Origin of the sequence: Burkholderia sp. AU33545, assembly GCF_020419685.1 — a bacterium.
In the GTDB taxonomy this organism is placed as follows: Bacteria; Pseudomonadota; Gammaproteobacteria; order Burkholderiales; family Burkholderiaceae; genus Burkholderia; species Burkholderia diffusa.
This window is the reverse complement of the sequence record NZ_JAIZRQ010000001.1, coordinates 869,611-886,915: the sequence shown is the minus strand read 5'-3', so window position 1 is coordinate 886,915 and position 17,305 is coordinate 869,611. Positions and strand designations below refer to the sequence as shown.

Annotated in this window: 16 protein-coding genes; 6 read left to right on the top strand and 10 right to left on the bottom strand. The window is 69.6% G+C overall.

Annotation, left to right across the window (positions count from 1 at the left end):
* Positions 1-11: 11 nt before the first annotated feature.
* Together LGM71_RS04090 and LGM71_RS04085 are read right to left on the bottom strand one after the other, a co-directional pair.
* Positions 12-1,586 carry a sugar ABC transporter ATP-binding protein gene (locus LGM71_RS04090; RefSeq protein ID WP_175817630.1) on the bottom strand — a complete coding sequence of 525 codons (1,575 nt, stop codon included), beginning with the start codon at positions 1,584-1,586 and terminating at the stop codon, positions 12-14.
* A 68-nt stretch (positions 1,587-1,654) separates the two neighbouring features.
* Entirely contained in the window at positions 1,655-2,581 is a 927-nt protein-coding gene (locus tag LGM71_RS04085; protein ID WP_124903702.1) for a sugar ABC transporter substrate-binding protein, read from the bottom strand.
* A 308-nt stretch (positions 2,582-2,889) separates the two neighbouring features.
* On the opposite strand from LGM71_RS04085, the gene LGM71_RS04080 reads away from it, so the two are divergent.
* The 5 genes from LGM71_RS04080 to LGM71_RS04060 all read left to right on the top strand — a co-directional run bounded on the left by LGM71_RS04080 (position 2,890) and on the right by LGM71_RS04060 (position 9,217).
* Positions 2,890-4,848, top strand: a complete 1,959-nt coding sequence (locus tag LGM71_RS04080; protein ID WP_059606522.1) for a bifunctional 5-dehydro-2-deoxygluconokinase/5-dehydro-2-deoxyphosphogluconate aldolase — start codon at positions 2,890-2,892, stop codon at positions 4,846-4,848.
* A 46-nt stretch (positions 4,849-4,894) separates the two neighbouring features.
* Complete coding sequence (gene iolD / locus LGM71_RS04075; RefSeq protein WP_226114071.1) at positions 4,895-6,778, top strand: 3D-(3,5/4)-trihydroxycyclohexane-1,2-dione acylhydrolase (decyclizing); 1,884 nt, start codon at positions 4,895-4,897, stop codon at positions 6,776-6,778.
* Between the two features lie 61 nt (positions 6,779-6,839).
* A complete protein-coding gene (gene iolE, locus LGM71_RS04070; protein WP_151050273.1) occupies positions 6,840-7,769 on the top strand; it encodes a myo-inosose-2 dehydratase in 930 nt (309 codons plus the stop codon).
* A gap of 42 nt (positions 7,770-7,811) precedes the next feature.
* The gene (gene iolB, locus LGM71_RS04065) at positions 7,812-8,630 is read left to right on the top strand and encodes a 5-deoxy-glucuronate isomerase (RefSeq protein ID WP_124626534.1); all 819 of its coding nucleotides are present in this window, start codon (positions 7,812-7,814) and stop codon (positions 8,628-8,630) included.
* 92 nt (positions 8,631-8,722) lie between these two features.
* Positions 8,723-9,217, top strand: coding sequence for a heme-degrading domain-containing protein (locus LGM71_RS04060; protein ID WP_124903696.1), 495 nt, complete (start codon positions 8,723-8,725; stop codon positions 9,215-9,217).
* A gap of 22 nt (positions 9,218-9,239) precedes the next feature.
* Here the strand turns inward: LGM71_RS04060 and LGM71_RS04055 are convergent, their stop codons facing one another.
* The 8 genes from LGM71_RS04055 to LGM71_RS04020 form a co-directional block, all read right to left on the bottom strand.
* The gene (locus tag LGM71_RS04055) at positions 9,240-9,986 is read right to left on the bottom strand and encodes a glucose 1-dehydrogenase (RefSeq protein WP_059606512.1); all 747 of its coding nucleotides are present in this window, start codon (positions 9,984-9,986) and stop codon (positions 9,240-9,242) included.
* A 162-nt stretch (positions 9,987-10,148) separates the two neighbouring features.
* On the bottom strand, positions 10,149-10,853 hold the full coding sequence (locus tag LGM71_RS04050) for an ABC transporter ATP-binding protein (RefSeq protein WP_226114070.1): 705 nt from the start codon (positions 10,851-10,853) through the stop codon (positions 10,149-10,151).
* A complete protein-coding gene (locus LGM71_RS04045) occupies positions 10,850-11,599 on the bottom strand; it encodes an ABC transporter ATP-binding protein (RefSeq protein ID WP_226114069.1) in 750 nt (249 codons plus the stop codon). Before LGM71_RS04045 ends, LGM71_RS04050 begins: the two co-directional genes overlap by 4 nt.
* Positions 11,596-12,822 carry a branched-chain amino acid ABC transporter permease gene (locus LGM71_RS04040; RefSeq protein WP_226114068.1) on the bottom strand — a complete coding sequence of 409 codons (1,227 nt, stop codon included), beginning with the start codon at positions 12,820-12,822 and terminating at the stop codon, positions 11,596-11,598. The genes LGM71_RS04045 and LGM71_RS04040 overlap by 4 nt, the downstream gene beginning before the upstream one ends.
* A complete protein-coding gene (locus LGM71_RS04035; RefSeq protein WP_226114067.1) occupies positions 12,815-13,750 on the bottom strand; it encodes a branched-chain amino acid ABC transporter permease in 936 nt (311 codons plus the stop codon). Before LGM71_RS04035 ends, LGM71_RS04040 begins: the two co-directional genes overlap by 8 nt.
* Before the next feature lie 12 nt (positions 13,751-13,762).
* Positions 13,763-14,200 (bottom strand): acyl-CoA thioesterase, encoded by a 438-nt coding sequence (locus LGM71_RS04030; protein WP_226114066.1) that lies wholly within the window; start codon positions 14,198-14,200, stop codon positions 13,763-13,765.
* Between the two features lie 139 nt (positions 14,201-14,339).
* The gene (locus tag LGM71_RS04025; RefSeq protein ID WP_059606500.1) at positions 14,340-14,876 is read right to left on the bottom strand and encodes an NUDIX domain-containing protein; all 537 of its coding nucleotides are present in this window, start codon (positions 14,874-14,876) and stop codon (positions 14,340-14,342) included.
* A gap of 121 nt (positions 14,877-14,997) precedes the next feature.
* Positions 14,998-16,254: a YbfB/YjiJ family MFS transporter gene (locus tag LGM71_RS04020; protein ID WP_226114065.1), complete on the bottom strand. Its 1,257-nt coding sequence runs from the start codon at positions 16,252-16,254 to the stop codon at positions 14,998-15,000.
* A gap of 124 nt (positions 16,255-16,378) precedes the next feature.
* Here LGM71_RS04020 and LGM71_RS04015 point away from each other — a divergent pair, with 124 nt between their 5' ends.
* Positions 16,379-17,296: a LysR family transcriptional regulator gene (locus tag LGM71_RS04015; protein ID WP_124903686.1), complete on the top strand. Its 918-nt coding sequence runs from the start codon at positions 16,379-16,381 to the stop codon at positions 17,294-17,296.
* Positions 17,297-17,305: the final 9 nt, after the last annotated feature.

Below are 17,305 nucleotides of genomic sequence, written 5' to 3'. Positions count from 1 at the left end.
CTTGTTGCGGCTCAGCGCGAGGCCAGGTCCATGATGCGGACCTGGTCGGCGTCCTTGCGCTCGACGATGCCGGTCATCCGGCCTTCGTGCATCACCATCACGCGGTCACTCATGCCGAGCACTTCCGGCATTTCCGACGAGATCATCAGAACCGCGACGCCCTTGCCGGCGAGCGCGCTGACGAGCCGGTGGATCTCGGCCTTCGCGCCGACGTCGATCCCGCGCGTCGGCTCGTCGAGGATCAGGATGCGCGGTTGCGTCAGCAACCACCGGCCGATCAGCACCTTCTGCTGGTTGCCGCCCGACAGGTTCTGGATTTCCTCGTGCAGCCCCGGCGTCTTCACGCGCAACATCCGGCTCATTTCCTCGCAGTCGCGCTTCAACTGCGCCTGCCGCACGAAATTGAACTTCACGTAGCGATGGCTGAGCACCGCCGCTTCCATGTTCGCGAGCAGGTCGAGATTCAGGAAGCAGCCGGTGTCCTTGCGGTCCTCGGTGAGGAACGCCATCCCGTGCTTCATCGCCTGCGCGGGCGTGGAAATTCGCACCGGCTTGCCGTCGATCCGGATCTCGCCCGAGGTCGCCGGCACGACGCCGAACAGCGCCTCCGCGACGTTCGAGCGCCCCGAGCCGACGAGGCCCGCCACACCGAGGATCTCGCCCGCGCGCAGCTCGAAGCTGACGTCGCGGAACACGCCGTCGACGCCGAGGTTCTTCACGGCCAGCACGACGTCGCCGATCGGCACCTCCTCCTTCGGGAACATCTGCGTGATCTCGCGGCCGACCATCATCCGGATGATGTCGTCGCGCGTGACGTCGGTCGACGCATGCGTGCCGATGTACTTGCCGTCGCGGAACACCGAGAATTCGTCGGCGATCTCGAACAGCTCGTTCATCTTGTGCGTGATGTAGACGATGCCCTTGCCCTGCTCGCGCAGCTGGCGAATGATCCGGAACAGGTGTGTGACCTCCTTGTCGGTCAGCGCGGAAGTCGGCTCGTCCATGATCAGCACGTCCGAGTCGAACGACACGGCCTTCGCGATCTCGACCATCTGGCGGCTCGCGACCGTCAGCGTGCGCACGTCGGCTTCAGGGTCGATGTCGATCGACAGCCGCTCGAACAGCGCGGCGGTGCGGCGGCGCAGCTCGGCGTGATCGATCAGGCCGAAGCGGTTCTTCGGTTCGCGGCGGATCCAGATGTTCTCCGCGACCGTCATGTACGGCATCAGGTTGAGTTCCTGGTGGATCATCGCGATCCCGCGATCGAGCGCGTCGAGCGGACCGCTCAGCACGACCGGCTCGCCGTTGATCAGGATCTCGCCCTGGTCGGGCGTGTAGACGCCGGCGATGATCTTCATCAGCGTCGACTTGCCGGCGCCGTTCTCGCCCATCAGCGCATGCACGGTGCCGCGGCGCACGCGGAACTGCACGCCGTCGAGCGCGACGACGCCGGGAAACGACTTGCCGACGCCGCGCACCTCCAGCAGGCAATCGTCGACGGGCGCAGCGGACGAACCCGATGCGGCGAACGAGGCGGCCGGCGCGCTTTCGCTGGCCATCGAGCGCGCCATCCTGGCTGTAAACATGGACGTTCCTCGAAATTCACACGCGAACCCGGACGCGCCGGGCCCGCGCAGTTCAGCGGAAAAACCGGTCAGTGCTTCGCGTACTGGTTCATGTTCTCGGGCGTGACGAGCTCGAACGGCACGTTCACGTAGCGGTCGACCGGCTGCTTCTTCGCGAGCTTCAGCGCGGTCGCGACGGCCTGCGCACCCTGCCCGGCCGCGTTCTGGTACACGGACACCTTCAGGTCGCCGCTCTTCATCGCCGCGAGCCCGTCCGGCGTCGCGTCGATGCCCGCGACGACCGTCTTCGGCGTCAGCTTGCGCGCGGCCTTCAGCGCGTTGATCGCGCCGATCGCCATTTCGTCGTTGTTCGACACGATCGCGTCGAACTTCGTCCCGGAGCTCAGCCAGTTCATCGTGATGTCCTGGCCCTGCGTGCGGCTCCACTTGCCTTCGCGCTTGTCGACGATCTTCATGCCGGAACAGTCCTTGCTCGCGATCACGTCCTCGATGTCCTTGGTGCGGGCGCGGGCCGACTCGTTGGACAGCTCGCCCATCAGCACGAGGATGTCGCCCTTGCCGCCGAGCAGCTTGCACACCTGGCGCGCCTGCAGCGTGCCGGACTGTTTCTCGTCGGACGCGACCACCGCGACACCGGCCGGCAACTTCTCGAAATCGACCGGCTTGCGGTTCACGTAGACGAGCGGAATCTTCGCGGCGGTCACCATCTTCGTGATCTTCGGCGTCGCGTCGGTATCGACCGCATTCACGATGATCGCGTCGACCTTCTGCGCGATCATGTTCTGGACCTGGCTCAACTGCTTGCCGACGTCGTTGCCGCCGTCCTCGATCTGTACGGTCGCGCCGTCCTTCTTCGCCGAATCGGCGATGCTGTTGCGCAGGATCGTCAGGAACGTGTCGTCGAACGATGCCATCGTCACGCCGATCTTCTCGGCATGCGCGAGCGGCATGGCCAGGATCGCGGCGGCCGCGGCGGCCATCAGCTTGGTCTTCATGATCACTCTGTCTCCTCATCTCCGGGGGGCGGAAAACGGCGCGTTGCGCGCCGCCGGGCCGAGTCCGATAACGGACTGAAGCATCCGGATGAAACTGTAGATCACTTCCTCGAACATTTGGAAATTTATTTCTACGTGATTTCACCTAGGGAACTGGATTTCCAAAAAGTCTAGACTCCGTTCCGTAGCCCGAGTCGTTGCGGCAGGCGCATTCGCGTCGCGTCGTGACATGCGACGAAGATCCGTCGCTGGATCGGTCCCCAATCCGCCGGCATGGTCGAACGCCGGCCGCGAGCGTGATACGTGATATGAGCCCGTTGAACTTTCCGACTGACCGCCCCGTCGATCTCGCCTGCCTCGGCCGCGTCGCCGTGGACCTTTACGCGCAACAATACGGCAGCCGCCTGGAAGACGCGCGCAGCTTCCAGATGTATCTCGGCGGCTCGTCGGGCAACGTCGCGTTCGGCGTCGCCCGGCTCGGGCTGAAGACCGCGATGATCTCGCGCGTCGGCGACGAGCAGATGGGCCGCTTCGTGCGCGAGACGCTCGAGCGCGAAGGCTGCGACACGAGCCAGCTGCAGACGGATCCGGAACGGCTGACCGCGCTGGTGCTGCTCGGTCTGAAGGATCGCGACACGTTCCCGCTGCTGTTCGTGCGCGAGAACTGCGCGGACATGGCCGTGCGCGCCGACGAGATCCGCGAGGACTTCATCGCCGGTTGCCGCGCGCTCGCGATCACGGGCACCCATCTGTCGACGCCGGGAACCCGCGAGGCATCGCTGACCGCGCTCGGCTACGCGCGCCGCCACGGCGTCGTGCGGATCCTCGACATCGATTACCGGCCGGTGCTGTGGGGGCTGACCGCGCGCGGCGCGGGCGAAAACCGTTACGTGCCGGACGCGCAGGTCACACGGCAGTTGCAGCAGGTGCTCGGCGAATTCGATCTGCTGGTCGGCACCGAGGAAGAATTCCTGATCGCGGGCGGCGTGCCGCACGACCTGATCGCGTCGCTGCAGGCCGTGCGTCGCGCGAGCGGTGCGGCGCTGGTGGTCAAGCGCGGTGCGCTCGGCTGCTGCGTGATCGAGGGCGACATCCCTGCACGCATCGAGGATGCGCCGACCTTCCATGGCGAACGCGTCGAAGTGCTGAACGTCCTCGGCGCGGGCGACGCGTTCCTGTCGGGCCTGCTGTCCGGGCTGCTGCGCGGGCGCGACTGGGCCGAATCGACGCGCATCGCGAATGCGTGCGGCGCGATCGTCGTGTCGCGCCACGCGTGTTCGGCCGCGATGCCGACGCCCGCCGAGCTCGCGCACTGGTTCGGCGGCAGCCGCAATCCGCGGGTGGACGCCGATCGCACGCTCGCGCACCTGCATCGCGTGACGGTGCCGCGCCGCGAATGGGACGACCTGTGCGTGATGGCGTTCGACCATCGCAGCCAGTTCTACGAACTCGCGGTGCAGGCCGGCGCGGACGAGGCGCGGATCAAGACGCTGAAGCGCCTGCTCGTGCGCGCGGCCGAACAGGTCGAGCGCGATCGCCATATCGAAGGTCATGTCGGCGTGCTGATCGATGGCGGCGCGTACGGCAGCGACGCGCTCGCGTCGGCCACCGGCCGCGGCTGGTGGGTCGGCCGCCCGGTCGAACTGCCCGGCTCGCGGCCGCTGTGTTTCGACGACACGCGCTCGGTCGGCTCGTCGCTCACGCACTGGCCGACCGAGCAGGTCGTGAAGTGCCTCGTCCACTACCACCCCGACGACGACGTCGACCTGCGCGTCGCGCAGGAGCAGCGCGTGCTGGAGCTGTGGGAAGCCACGCGCGCGAGCGGCAACGAGTTGCTGCTGGAAATCATTCCGCCGCGCGCGGTCACGCCGGCCGGCACCGAGGACGACGCGGTGCTGCGCACGGTCGCGCGCTTCTACAACCTCGGCGTGATGCCCGAGTGGTGGAAGCTCGCGCCGATGAGCGCCGACGGCTGGGCGCGGCTCGAGACGCTGGTTGCCGAGCGCGACCCGTACTGCCGCGGCGCGGTGATCCTCGGGCTGAACCAGCCGCTGCAGTATCTCGTCGACAGCTTCCGCTCGGCGACCAACCCGATCGTCAAGGGCTTCATGGTCGGCCGTACGCTGTGGGCCGACGCGTCGCTGCACTGGCTCGCCGGCCGGATCGACGACCAGGCGCTGATCGACGAAGTGGCCGGCAATTTCGCGCAGCTGGTCGACGCCTGGCTCGGCCGCCGTGCCGCCGCGCGCACCGCGGCAGCAGCCTGATGCAGATGTCCGTGACGACCACCCGACTCCTCTTGATCGACAGACGATGACCACCACCGTGAGACTGACCGTCAGCCAGGCGCTCGTGCGCTACCTGGCCGCCCTGCGCGCCGAAGTCGTCCAGCCGGACGGCCGCACCGAGATCCTGCCGTACTGCGGCGGCGTCTTCGCGATCTTCGGGCACGGCAACGTGGCCGGGCTCGGCGAAGCGCTGCACGCCGAAAAGGACCGGCTGCCGACGTTCCGCGCGCACAACGAGCAAGGCATGGCGAATGCAGCCGTCGCGTTCGCGAAAGCGAATTTCCGCCAGCGGATGATGGCGGCGACGTCGAGCATCGGCCCCGGCGCGACCAACATGCTGACCTCCGCCGCGCTCGCGCACGTCGGCCGGCTGCCGCTGTTGCTGCTGCCCGGCGACGTGTTCGTGTCGCGCTTGCCCGACCCGGTGCTGCAGCAGATCGAGGATTTCGAACAGGGCGACGTCAGCGCGAACGACTGCTTCCGGCCGGTGACGCGCTACTTCGACCGGATCACGTCGCCGGAACAGTTGCTCGTGGCGCTGCCGCGCGCGATCCAGGTGATGACCGATCCCGCACAGTGCGGACCCGTGTGTCTCGCGCTGCCGCAGGACGTGCAGACCTTCGCGTACGACTGGCCGGAGGATTTCTTCGCGCCACCGGTGATCCGGATGCGCCGGCCGCCCGCGGACTCGCTCGAACTCGCGGATGCGCTGGACGTGCTGAAGGCCGCGAAGAAGCCGCTGATCGTCGCCGGCGGCGGCGTGCTGTACAGCCAGGCATGGGACGCGCTGCGCACGTTCGCCGACACGCATGGCGTGCCGGTCGCCGAATCGCAGGCCGGCAAGGGCAGCCTCGCGTGGGACCACCCACTGAACCTCGGCTCGATCGGCGTGACGGGCTCGCCTGCCGCGAACCGCGCGGCCGCACAGGCCGACGTGGTGTTCGCGGTCGGCACGCGCCTGCAGGACTTCACGACCGGCTCGCACGCGCTGTTCGGCAACGCGACGCTGCTGAGCCTGAACGTGCAGCCGTTCGACGCGGGCAAGAAACGCGGCCGGCAATTGATCGCCGACGCGCGCACCGGCCTCGGCCAGCTGTCGGCCGCGCTCGCGGGCTGGCAGGCGGATGCGGCGTGGACCGCCGCGAACCGCGACCAGGCCGCCGCGTGGAACGCGCGCGTGACCGAGCTGACCACGCGCGTGCCGAAGGACACGCTGCCGTACGACGCGGAAGTGATCGGCGCGGTGCGCGACTCCGCGGCCGACGCGGGGCACGACAGCGCGCGCGACGATCTCGTCGTGTGCGCGGCCGGCACGCTGCCAGCCGAGCTGCACAAGCTGTGGCGCAGCGGCGTGCCGGGCAACTATCACATGGACTACGCGTATTCGTGCATGGGCTACGAGGTCGCGGGCGGCCTCGGCGCGAAGCTCGCGCGGCCCGAGCGCGAAGTGATCGTGATCGTCGGCGACGGCTCGTACATGATGCTCAACGCGGAGCTCGCGACGTCCGTGATGCTCGGCCGCAAGATCATCGTCGTGATCCTCGACAACCGCGGCTACGGCTGCATCGAGCGGCTGCAACTGAACTGCGGCGGCGCGAGCTTCAACAACATGCTCGACGACTGCGTGCCCGAGGGCGGCGAACGCTCGACGATCGACTTCGCGATGCATGCGCGCGCGATGGGCGCCGAAGCCGTGCACGTGCGCGACGTCGGCGAGCTGCGCGGCGAAATGAAGCGTGCGCGCGCGGCGAAGACGAGCCAGGTCATCGTGATCGACACGACGCACGAGCGCACGACCGCGGACGGCGGCGCGTGGTGGGAAGTCGCGGTGCCGCAAGTGTCCGCGCGCGCCGGCGTCGACGATGCGCATCGCGCGTATCTCGACGCGAAGACCCGGCAGCGGCGCTGACACGCTTTCCGTTTCAATCCGCCGCTCCGCGACAACAACATTCGAACCAAGGAAGCAAGTCATGAGCTGGAACGTTCGCATCGGTATCAATCCCCTGTCGTGGATGAACGACGACCTGCCGTCGCTCGGCGGCGAGACGCCGCTCGAGACGGCGCTGAAGGAAGGCGCCGAAATCGGCTATGCGGGCTTCGAGCTCGGCAACAAGTTTCCGAAGACGGGCCCCGAGCTGAAGGCGAAGCTCGCCGAATTCGGGCTCGTATGCGTGTCGGGCTGGTATTCGGGCTTCCTTGCGGAAGTCGAACCGGGCATGAGCGACGCCGATGCGCTCGCCGCCGAAATCGAGCGCTGCCGCGCGCACATGACGAAGCTGCAGTTCAACGACGTGAAGGTCGCGGTGTACGGCGAATGCGCGGGCACGATCCAGGGCCGCATCGACACGCCGGTCGCGAAGCGTCCGCGTTTCGTCGACGATGAAGCCTGGCGACGCTATGCGGCACGCCTCGACGCATTCGGCGCGCACCTGCTCGAGACCTACGGGATCAAGCTCGCCTACCATCACCACATGGGCGCTTACGTCGAATCGCCCGCCGACGTCGACCGGCTGATGGCGCTGACCGATCCGGCGAAGGTGTTCCTGCTGTTCGACACCGGTCACGCGTATTTCGGCGGCGCGGCCGATCCCGTTGCACTACTGAAGAAACACGTGTCGCGCGTCGTGCACGTGCACTGCAAGGACGTGCGGCCGCAGGTCGTCACGCAGGCGCGCAACGGCGGCTGGAGCTTCCTGAACGGCGTGATCAACGGCACCTTCACGGTGCCGGGCGACGGCGCGCTCGATTACGAAGCGACGCTTCGCACGCTGAAGGACGCCGGCTACGAAGGCTGGCTCGTGGTCGAAGCCGAGCAGGACCCGGCCGTCGCGCCGAGCTATCAGTACGCGAAGAAGGGCTACGAATCGCTGCGCGCGATCGTCGACCAGTTGAGCGCGTAAGCCCTGTCACCCCGCTGTCACCCCATTGCGGAGCCCCGTTCCATGACGATTTCTCCCCTGCTGGTCAAAGCATCCGCCGACCGCGAAATCTGCAACGTGACGCCCGAGTCGGCCGGCTGGAAACATGTCGGCTTTCGCGCGCTGCGCCTGAAGGCCGGCGACACCGAAACGCTCGATACCGGCGCGCGCGAACTGTGCGTCGTCGTGCTCACCGGTACGCTGCGCGCGCAAGTCGACGGCGAGACGTACGATGCGCTCGGCAAGCGCGACAGCGTGTTCGAGGAAGTGTCGCCGGACGCGCTGTACGTGCCGGGCGGCAAGACCGTCACGCTGGTCGCGACGCGCGATGCGGAAGTCGCGCTGTGCACCGCGCCTTACGCGAGCGGCGACAAGCGCGTGCAGCGCCTCGACGGCGAACGGATGCGGCGCGCGGTGCGCGGGCACGGCACCAACACGCGCTACGTGTGCGACATCCTGATGGGCGACAATCCGGCCGCCGACCGGCTGCTCGTCGTCGAAGTGATCACGCCCGCGAGCCACTCGAGCAGCTATCCGCCGCACAAGCACGATCGCGACGCGGCGCCGGACGAGACGTCGCTCGAGGAAACCTATTACCACCGGATCGATCCGCCGCAGGGTTTCGCGTTTCAGCGCGTGTACACGGACGACCGCAGCCTCGACGAGGCGTGCGCTGTCGAGAACCACGACGTGGTGCTGGTGCCGCGCGGCTATCACCCGGTGGTCGCGCCGCATGGCTACAACCTGTACTACCTGAACGTGATGGCCGGGCCGAGCCGCGCGTGGGCATTCAAGAACGACCCCGCGCACGAATGGATGCTCGACGCGGCACCCGGGCGCTGACGCATCGATGCGCTGAACGATCGACGGCCGGCGCGCGAGACGCAGGATGAAAACGCGTGCGTGAGCCGCATTTGCGACGACACGGAGTTGCCATGGCGACCACCTTCCCCCGCTTCGCACCCGCGCCCTTCTGCGACACGGCGTCGACGCCGATGCTGTCGCACTTCGATGCCGACGTCGCGCGCCGGCTCGGCGACATCGCCGTCAATCTCGCGGCGCGCCGCGGGCTGCCGATCGCGGTCGGCATCGTCGGTGAAGCCGCGCCGCTGTTCTATTGCGCGCTGGACGGCAGCCGCGCCAACGACAGCGACGCGATCCGCCGACGACAGAACACGGTGTTCCGTTTCGGCGTCAGTTCCTTCGAGGTCGGTGCGCGCTTTCGCCGCGCCGGCTGGTCGTTGCAGTCGCAGGGATTGTCGGACGCCGACTATGCGCTCGATGGCGGCGGCGTGCCGTTGCGGCTTGCCGGCGGCGGCATCGTCGGCGCGATGACCATCGCAGGGCTCGACGACGCACGCGATCACGCACTCGTCATCGAGAGCCTGCGCTGGCATGTCGGCGCGAACGCGCTCGCGATGATCGCGTAGCCGCGCGCGCCGACTCGCGCGATCAGTGCAGCCCGCCGCTCGCGACGAGGCGCTCGCCGGTCAGCCAGCGGGAGTCGTCCGATGCGAGGAACACGGCGACCGACGCGATGTCGTCCGGCTCGCCGAGGCGGCCGAGCGGCGTCTGGCTGCGCACCTGCTTGTCGAGATCCGAGCCGATGATGCCCGCGCTGTGCGTGCCTTCGGTCACGATCATGCCCGGGTTGATCGCGTTCACGCGGATCTTGCGCGGGCCGAGCTCGAGCGCGAGCACGCCGGTGATGGCGTCGACGGCGCCCTTGGTGCCGCTGTACACGGCGCTCGCGGGCGGCGTGATGCTCGTCACGACCGAGCTGATGTTAATGATGCTCGCGCCTTCGCCGAGATGCTTGACGGCGGCCTGCGTCGTCAGCAGCACGCCGAACACGTTCGTGTCGAACTGCCGGCGGTAGTGCTCTTCGGTGATCGCCTCGATCGGCGCGAACTCGTAGACGCCGGAGTTGTTGACCAGCACGTCGAGACGGCCATAGTTTTCGATAGCGGCATCGACGATGCGCTGCGCGTCCGTTGCCTTCGACACGTCGCCGCCCACCGCGACCGCACGGCCGCCCGTTTCGACGATCGCGCTCACGACGGCGTCGGCACCGGCCTTACTGCTCGCGTAGTTCACGACGACCGACGCGCCTTCGGCGGCCAGCGCCTTCGCGATCGCGGCGCCGATTCCCTTGGACCCGCCCGTGACGATCGCTACCTTGCCTGTCAGCTTGCTCATGATTTCATTCCTCAGTCGGAAGACATTCGATGGATGAGGGCCGGTTGCCGCGTGCGCGGCGCGCCGGCCTTGCTGGCAATATTCGCGGTTCGCGCGACGGCGATAAAGCGGCTCGACACGAATTGACTGGCGGGGTTTGCCGAACAATCGGCGCGCTTGCGCTCAACCGGCACTCAGCCACGCACTGACGACGTCGGCGCCGAGCCCGTCGAGCGCGCCGTCGTAGACGATCCGTCCCCGCCCCATCACCGCGACGCGCCGCGCGAGCCGCGGCGCGAGTTGCAGCCGCTGCTCGATCAGCAGGATCGCGACGCCGTCGGCCTGCAGCGCGGCGAGACAGGCGCCCACCTCGTCGACCGCGAGCGGCGCGAGCCCTTCGGCCGGTTCGTCGACGATCAGCACGCTCGGGCGGCCCGCGAGCGCGCGCACCAGCGCGAGCACCTGCTGTTCGCCGCCCGACAGCCGTCCGGCCTTCACGTCCGCCCGCGCGGCCAGCAGCGGAAAGCGCGCAAGCAACCGGTCGAGCGCCGCGCGTTCGGCCGTGCCGTGCACGCCGCGCAGCCCGAGCCGCAGGTTGTCGCGCACGCTCAGTAGCGGAAACACGTCGCAGCTTTCGGCGACGTAAGCGACACCGCGCCGCGCGATCTCGAAGGTGCGCGCGCCCGCGCATTCGGCGCCGGCGACGCGCACCGAACCCGCGGTGCGCACGAGTCCCATCACGGCCTTCGCGAGCGTCGAGCGGCCCGAGCCGTTGCGGCCGAGCAGCGCGAGCGTCTCGCCAGGCGCGAGCGCGAGATCGACACCGTCGAGCACGGGTTGCATCCCGTACCACGCGCGCAGGCCGCGAATGTCGAGCAGCACGCTCATGCGCCCTCGCCAAGATAGGCGGCGCGCACGGCCCGGTCCGCGCGGATCGCGTCGGGCGCGCCGGTTGCGACCACCGCGCCGCGCACGAGCACCGTAATGCGCTCGGCGAAGCCGAACACCGCATCCATGTCGTGCTCGATCATCAACACCGTGCGGCCATGCGTCGTCGCACGGATCAGCGCGATCATCCGCGCCGCCTGGTCGCGGTTCATGCCGGCCGTCGGTTCGTCGAGCAGCAGCGTGCGCGCGCCGCTCGCGAGCGCGATGCCGAGATCGAGCGCGCGCTGTTCCGCATAGCCGAGTTCGCCGGCCGGCGTGTCGCGCCGCGCATCGAGACCGATGTCGCTCAGCACGCGCGCGGCCACGCGATCGACCGACGCGGATTCGCGCAGCCGGTTCCACCAGCGCCGCCGCTCGGCCGGCGCATGCAGCGCCGCGCAGCGCAGGTTGTCGAACACGCTCAATCGTGCGAACACGCTCGTCTGCTGAAAACTGCGGCCGATGCCGAGCCGGCTCGCCACGATCGGCCCGCGCCCGCGCAGCTCGACGCCGTGCAGCAGGACGCGCCCGCGCGTCGGCCGCGTCGCGCCGGCGATCACGCCGAACAGCGTCGACTTGCCTGCGCCGTTCGGCCCGATCAGCGCGTGACGCTCGCCGGCCGGGACGTTCAGCTCGACGCCGTCGAGCACGGTCTGCACACCGAAGCGCTGCACGATCCCGTGCAACTCGATCGCGCTGCCGCTCATCGCCCGTCCCCCCGCTTGCCTTGCCCGTGGTTCTGGAACCGTGCGCGCCAGCCCCACAGCAACGTGCCGATGCCGGCCGCCGAGCATGCGACGGCCCAGCCCGCCGGCGCATCGGCGTCGATGCCCCACGCGCCGAACGCGATGCCCGTGCCGTCGTCCTGCGCGAAGCGCCATGCATAGCCGAGCTCGGCCGCGCAGACGATCGCGACGGCCCAGAACGCACATGCGCTGACGCCACACAGCACGCGCCAGCGCTCGGCGGGAGGTGCGTCGCCGCGCAACGCATGCGCCAGCGTCTGCGCGATGCCCGCGATCCCGCGCGGCGCCGCGACGACGACCGCGACGAACAGGAAGCCGAGATACAGCGCCCATGCGCGCGACACGCCCGCGACGACGACGCTCAGCGCGGTCAGCACCACCGCGCCGGCCGCCGGCCCGAAGAATGTGCCCGTGCCGCCGATCACTGCTGCAATCAGCACGGTCGCCGAACGCGCCATCGACACGCTGTCGGGTGTCGCGATCTCGACGTCGATCAGCGTCAACGTGCCGGCAATGCCCGCGAAGAACGACGCGCAGGTCACCATCGCAAGCCGCACGCGACGCGGCTCGGTGCCGAGCGCGGCAACGCGCGCGGGGTTGTCGCGCACCGCGTTCGCGAGCCGCGCGAGCGGCGTGCGCGTCAGCGCGTGCATCGCCACCGCGGAGACGATGCACCATGCGGCAATCACGGCGTAGGCCTGCATTTGCGCGCCGAAATGCCAGCCGCCCAAAGGCGTGCCGCTCGCGCGGTCGATCGGTACGCCGCCGAGGCCGCCGAACCACGCCGGCACGCTCCACGCCGCAGCCGCGACGCACTCGCCGAGGCCGAGCGTAATCATCGCGAACACGGTGCCCGCGCGGCGTGTCGCGAGCAGTCCGGCGATGAACCCGAAGCCCGCGCCGGCCACGCCGCCGACGAGCGGCAACAGCGGCAGCGGGCCGCCGACATGATTGAACCAATGCGCGGCGGCGAATGCGCCAAGGCCCGCGAAGGCTGCATGACCGAACGACAGCAGCCCGGTCGTACCGAGCTGCAGGTTGTACGACAGCGCGAGCACGACGAGCGCGGCCGTCTGTGCGAGATAGCCAAGCACCGCGCCGTGCGGCCACAGCCACGCGGGCAGCGCGACGCACGCGGCGAACAGCACCCAGCGCAGTGCGCCGGCCCGTGCGCGGCTAGCCATCGACACGCTCGCCGAACAGTCCGCGCGGGCGGGCGACCAGCACCGCGACGAGCAGCAGGTACGGGACCAGCGGTGCGAGCTGCGCGATCGACACGGCAGCGACGCTGTCGGGCAGCGCGACACCCGACCCTTGCGCGAGGTCGCGCAGCGACGTGTCGCTGGCCGCCGCGAAGGTCTGCGCGAAGCCGACCGCAAGCGACGCGACGAACGCGCCGCCGAGCGAGCCGAGCCCGCCGATCACGACGACCGCGAACACCACCGACCCGACGGTCTCGGCCAGCGCCGGTTCGATCACCGCAAGCGGCGCGCCGATCACGCCGGCCAGCGCCGCGAGCGCGGTGCCGGCGCCGAACAGGCCCGTCATCACGCCCGGCACGTCGTAGCCGAGCGCCTCGACGGCCGCGCGGTGCGTGAGCGCGGCGCGCACGACGAGCCCGATGCGCGACGCGCGCAGCAGCGCGCCGAGCGCGACCAGCATCGCCGTGGCAATCGCCATCATGAAGAGCCGGTAGCGCGGCAGCGCGAGGCCGAACACGGCCACGGGCGCACCGTCGAACAGCGGCGGCACCGGCGCCGGCAGCGGCGCGAGGCCCCACAGGAGTTTCGCGCCCTCGCCGATCAGGTACGCGAGCCCGACGGTCAGCAGCAGTTCGCTCGTGTATCCATGCGGCTGTACGCGACGCAGCAGCCAGCGCTCGCAGCCGGCGCCGAGCAACCCGACCGCGAGCGGCGCGAGCGCGAGCGCGGCCCAGAAACCCGCGCGGGCCGCGATGCTGTATCCAATGTATGCGCCGAGCATGTAGAAGCTCGCGTGCGCGAAGTTGAGCACGCCCTGCACGCTGAAGATCAGCGTGAGGCCAGCCGACAGCATGAACAGCAGCAACCCGTAGCTGAGGCCATTGAACGCCTGGAGCGCGAACGCGTGCACGCCGCGCGCCCGTCAGCCGGCGAGCGGTTCGAGCGCCGCGCGCAGCGCGTCGGGCAGCGGCACCGGGCGGCGTGTGCCGCGATCGACGTACACGTGCACGAAATGCCCTTGCGCGGCCGGCGCGGCTTCCCCAGCCGCGAACAATCCGATCTCGTAGCGCACACTCGACGTGCCGAGCTTCGCGACGCGCAGCCCCGCATCGACCGACTGCGGAAACACGAGCGGCGCGAAGTAGTTGCACTGCGTCTCGACCACGAGCCCGATCGTCTGCCCGTGCTCGACGTCGAGCACACCCGCGCGGATCAGGTATTCGTTCACGACGGTGTCGAAGTAGCTGTAGTAGACGACGTTGTTCACGTGCCCGTAGACGTCGTTGTCCATCCAGCGGGTCGTGATCGGCAGGAAGTGGCGATAGGTGTCGCGGGAACGCGGCTGCGGCTTGTCGGACATGGCGATGGCGGTCAGGATGAAGAAGGCGCAGCGGACGGCGCGCGGTGGCCGTTCGCGACGGCGCGCCGGCCAACGGCGGGATGCCGCGTCGCGATCGCGCGCGGCGCGGCGGATGACATTCCGGGAGCGGCGCGGCCCGTCACTGCCCCGCTCGATCGACGAATTCGAAATCGAGGCCGCGCGCGCGCATCCAGTCGGCCAGCGCGTAGCCGGTGCCGGCGCGCCACGGGCGCAGCAACGGCGGCTCGACGAGCCGGTATTCGAGCAGCTCCGGCGACAGCGCGACGGTGCCCGACGCGCGCACGTGGTACGCGATGATCAGCTCGTTCTTGCGCATGAATTCATAGACGCCGACCAGCGTGACCTGCTCGGCCTTCAGCGCGGTTTCCTCGAACACCTCGCGCGCGATGCCGTCCTCGGGCGTCTCGCCGTTCTCGAGGAAACCGGTGATCAGCGCGAACATCCCCTCCGGCCAGGCCGCATTGCGCGCGAGCAGGATCTTGCCGTCGAGCTCGACGATCGCGGCCACCACCGGCAGCGGGTTGTTCCAGTGCACGTAGCCACACTCGTCATCCGGGCAGGCCTGGCGGACGCGCCCGCCCTCGTGTTCGGGATCGGCGCGCTCGGTCAGCGGACGCGCGCAGCGCGGGCAAAAACGGTAGTCGGCGATGGTCATCGATGGGGATCTGGCAGGCACCGACGGCGGCCGGCAAGCCGCCTCGCACGCCCGCTCGGCGCAGGAAAGGCTTCATTCTAGCGAGTTTGCCCGCGTCGCTGACGATCCGGCCCCGATGACGTCAGGGTTGCATGCCCGGTTGCGCACGCCCGCGTGCGGCCGTCGCCGCGAAGCCGGCGGCACCGACGAGCAAGGCACCCGCCGCGACCCACAGCGCCGGCGAGAACGACCCGAAACGCGCGGTCAGCGGCGCCGCGACGAGCGGGCCGAGAATCTGCCCGACCCCGTAGGACGCGGTCGCATAGCCCATCAGCCCGGCCGCGCGTTCGCCGTGCAGCCGCCGCGCCTCGCGCATCGCGAACAGCGTGATGGCGGTGAACGGCAGGCCGAGCAGCGCGCTCCCGATGGAGAAGCCCACCGCGTTCGGCCACACGATCCCCGCCGTGATCCCGAGCGCCTGCGTCGCGCAGCCGGCGGCGAGCAGCAGCCGGTTGTCCCAATGGCCGGGCAGCCGCGCGGCCGCGATCGCGCCGACGATCAGCGCCGCGCCGAACATCGGCCAGAACAGGTCCGGCCACGGCGAGCCGGCCGGCAGCGCGGCGCGCGCGATCACTGGCAGGAACGTCGCGGTGATGATGTAGCCGAAACCCGGCATCCCGTACAGGACGACGAGCCATGCGGCGTCGGCCCGATGGCGCCGCGCGTCGTGCGGTGCCGCGTCCGTCGCCGCATGCAGGACGGGCGCGGCCGACGTGGCGCCTGCCGCCGCCGGCACCGGCGCGCTGCCGAACGTGCGCCAGATCGCGATCGACAACACCGCCGACAACGCCGCGAAGCCGAGCCAGCCGGGCGCCGCGCGATGGCCGGCCAGTGCGCTGCCGATCAGGCCCGTCAGCACGATGCCGACGCCGGGCCCCGCGTAGATCACCCCGCTCCATTCGGGCGCGTGCAGTTCCGCGAGCCGCCGCAGCCCCCATTGCGACACGAACACGAACGTCCATGCGCTGACGACGCCCGCGACGAAGCGCACCACGAGCCACACCGGCAGCACATGGCCGATGCCCATCGCGGCGGTCAGCAGCACGGTGGCGGCAAGCCCGAAGCGCACCATTCGCGCGGGCGCGACGCGCATCGCCGCGCAACTGACCGCGCCGACGAAATAGCCCGCGTAGTTCGCCGACGCGAGCCAGCTGCCGGCTTTCAGGCCGATCGAACCGTCGGCGAGCATCAGCGGCAGCAGCGGCGTGAACGCGAAGCGGCCGATGCCGAGCGCGACGGCAAGCCCGATCATGCAGGCAAGCGCGACCGCGCGGGCGCGACGGTCGGCGTCATCGGAAAGGGGTACGCCGGCGGCGCTCGGAGCATCGGAACGGGACATGGCGGCATGGGCCGCGCGGGTTGCGCAACGGCCGGAACGAGAATCGGATTGCTTGTATCGTAGCTTGACCGAACGTTCTCTAAAAACGAATAATTGAGAATCCAGCAATCTCACGGAGAGAATCATGGACCTGGCGGCGCTGGCGATTTTCCGGGCCGTCGTGCGCGAGAACGGCATCACGCGCGCGGCGGCGAAGCTCAATCGCGTGCAGTCGAACGTGACGACGCGCATCAAGCAGCTCGAGGAGGAACTCGGCGCGGCGCTGTTCGTGCGCGACGGCCGCCGGCTCGTGCTGACGCCGGCCGGGCATACGCTGCTGCCGTACGCGGAGCGGCTGCTCGAGCTTGCCGACGAGGCGCGCGACGCCGTGCGCGAGGACACGCCGCGCGGGCGGCTGCGGCTCGGCACGATGGAAAGCACGGCCGCGAGCCGGCTGCCGACCGTGCTCGCGCGCTATCACCATGCGTGGCCCGACGTGTCGCTGGAGCTCGTGACCGGCACGACCGGCTGGCTGATCGACAAGGTGCGCGACTTCGAGGTCGACGCGGCGCTGTTCGCGCGGCCGCCCGAGCCGGACACGCTGCCCGACACGTTCGAGACGGTGCCCATCTTCCGCGAGGACCTGGTGCTGCTGACGCCGCGCGGCCATCCGCCGGTGCGCACGCCGCGCGACGTGATCCTGCCGACGCTGATCGCGTTCGAGCGCGGCTGCACGTACCGGAAGTATGTCGAGCGATGGTATGCGGCGCACGGGATGAAACCCGCGCGCGTGCTCGAACTGGGTTCGTATCACGCGATCGTCGCGTGCGTCGCGGCCGGTGCGGGCGTCGCGGTCGCGCCGCGCTCGGTGCTCGAGCTTCAGCCCGAGACCGGCAACGTCGCCGCCCACAGGATCGCGGAACTCGAAGCAATCGACACGCTGCTCGCGTGGCGGCACGGTTACGCGTCGGCGGCACTCGCCGCGTTGCGCGATGCGCTCGGCGATGCCGCGCGGCAGTCGGGAGATTCGCCCTCGTTGCCGGCAACGGCATTACCGGCCTGATTCCGCCGC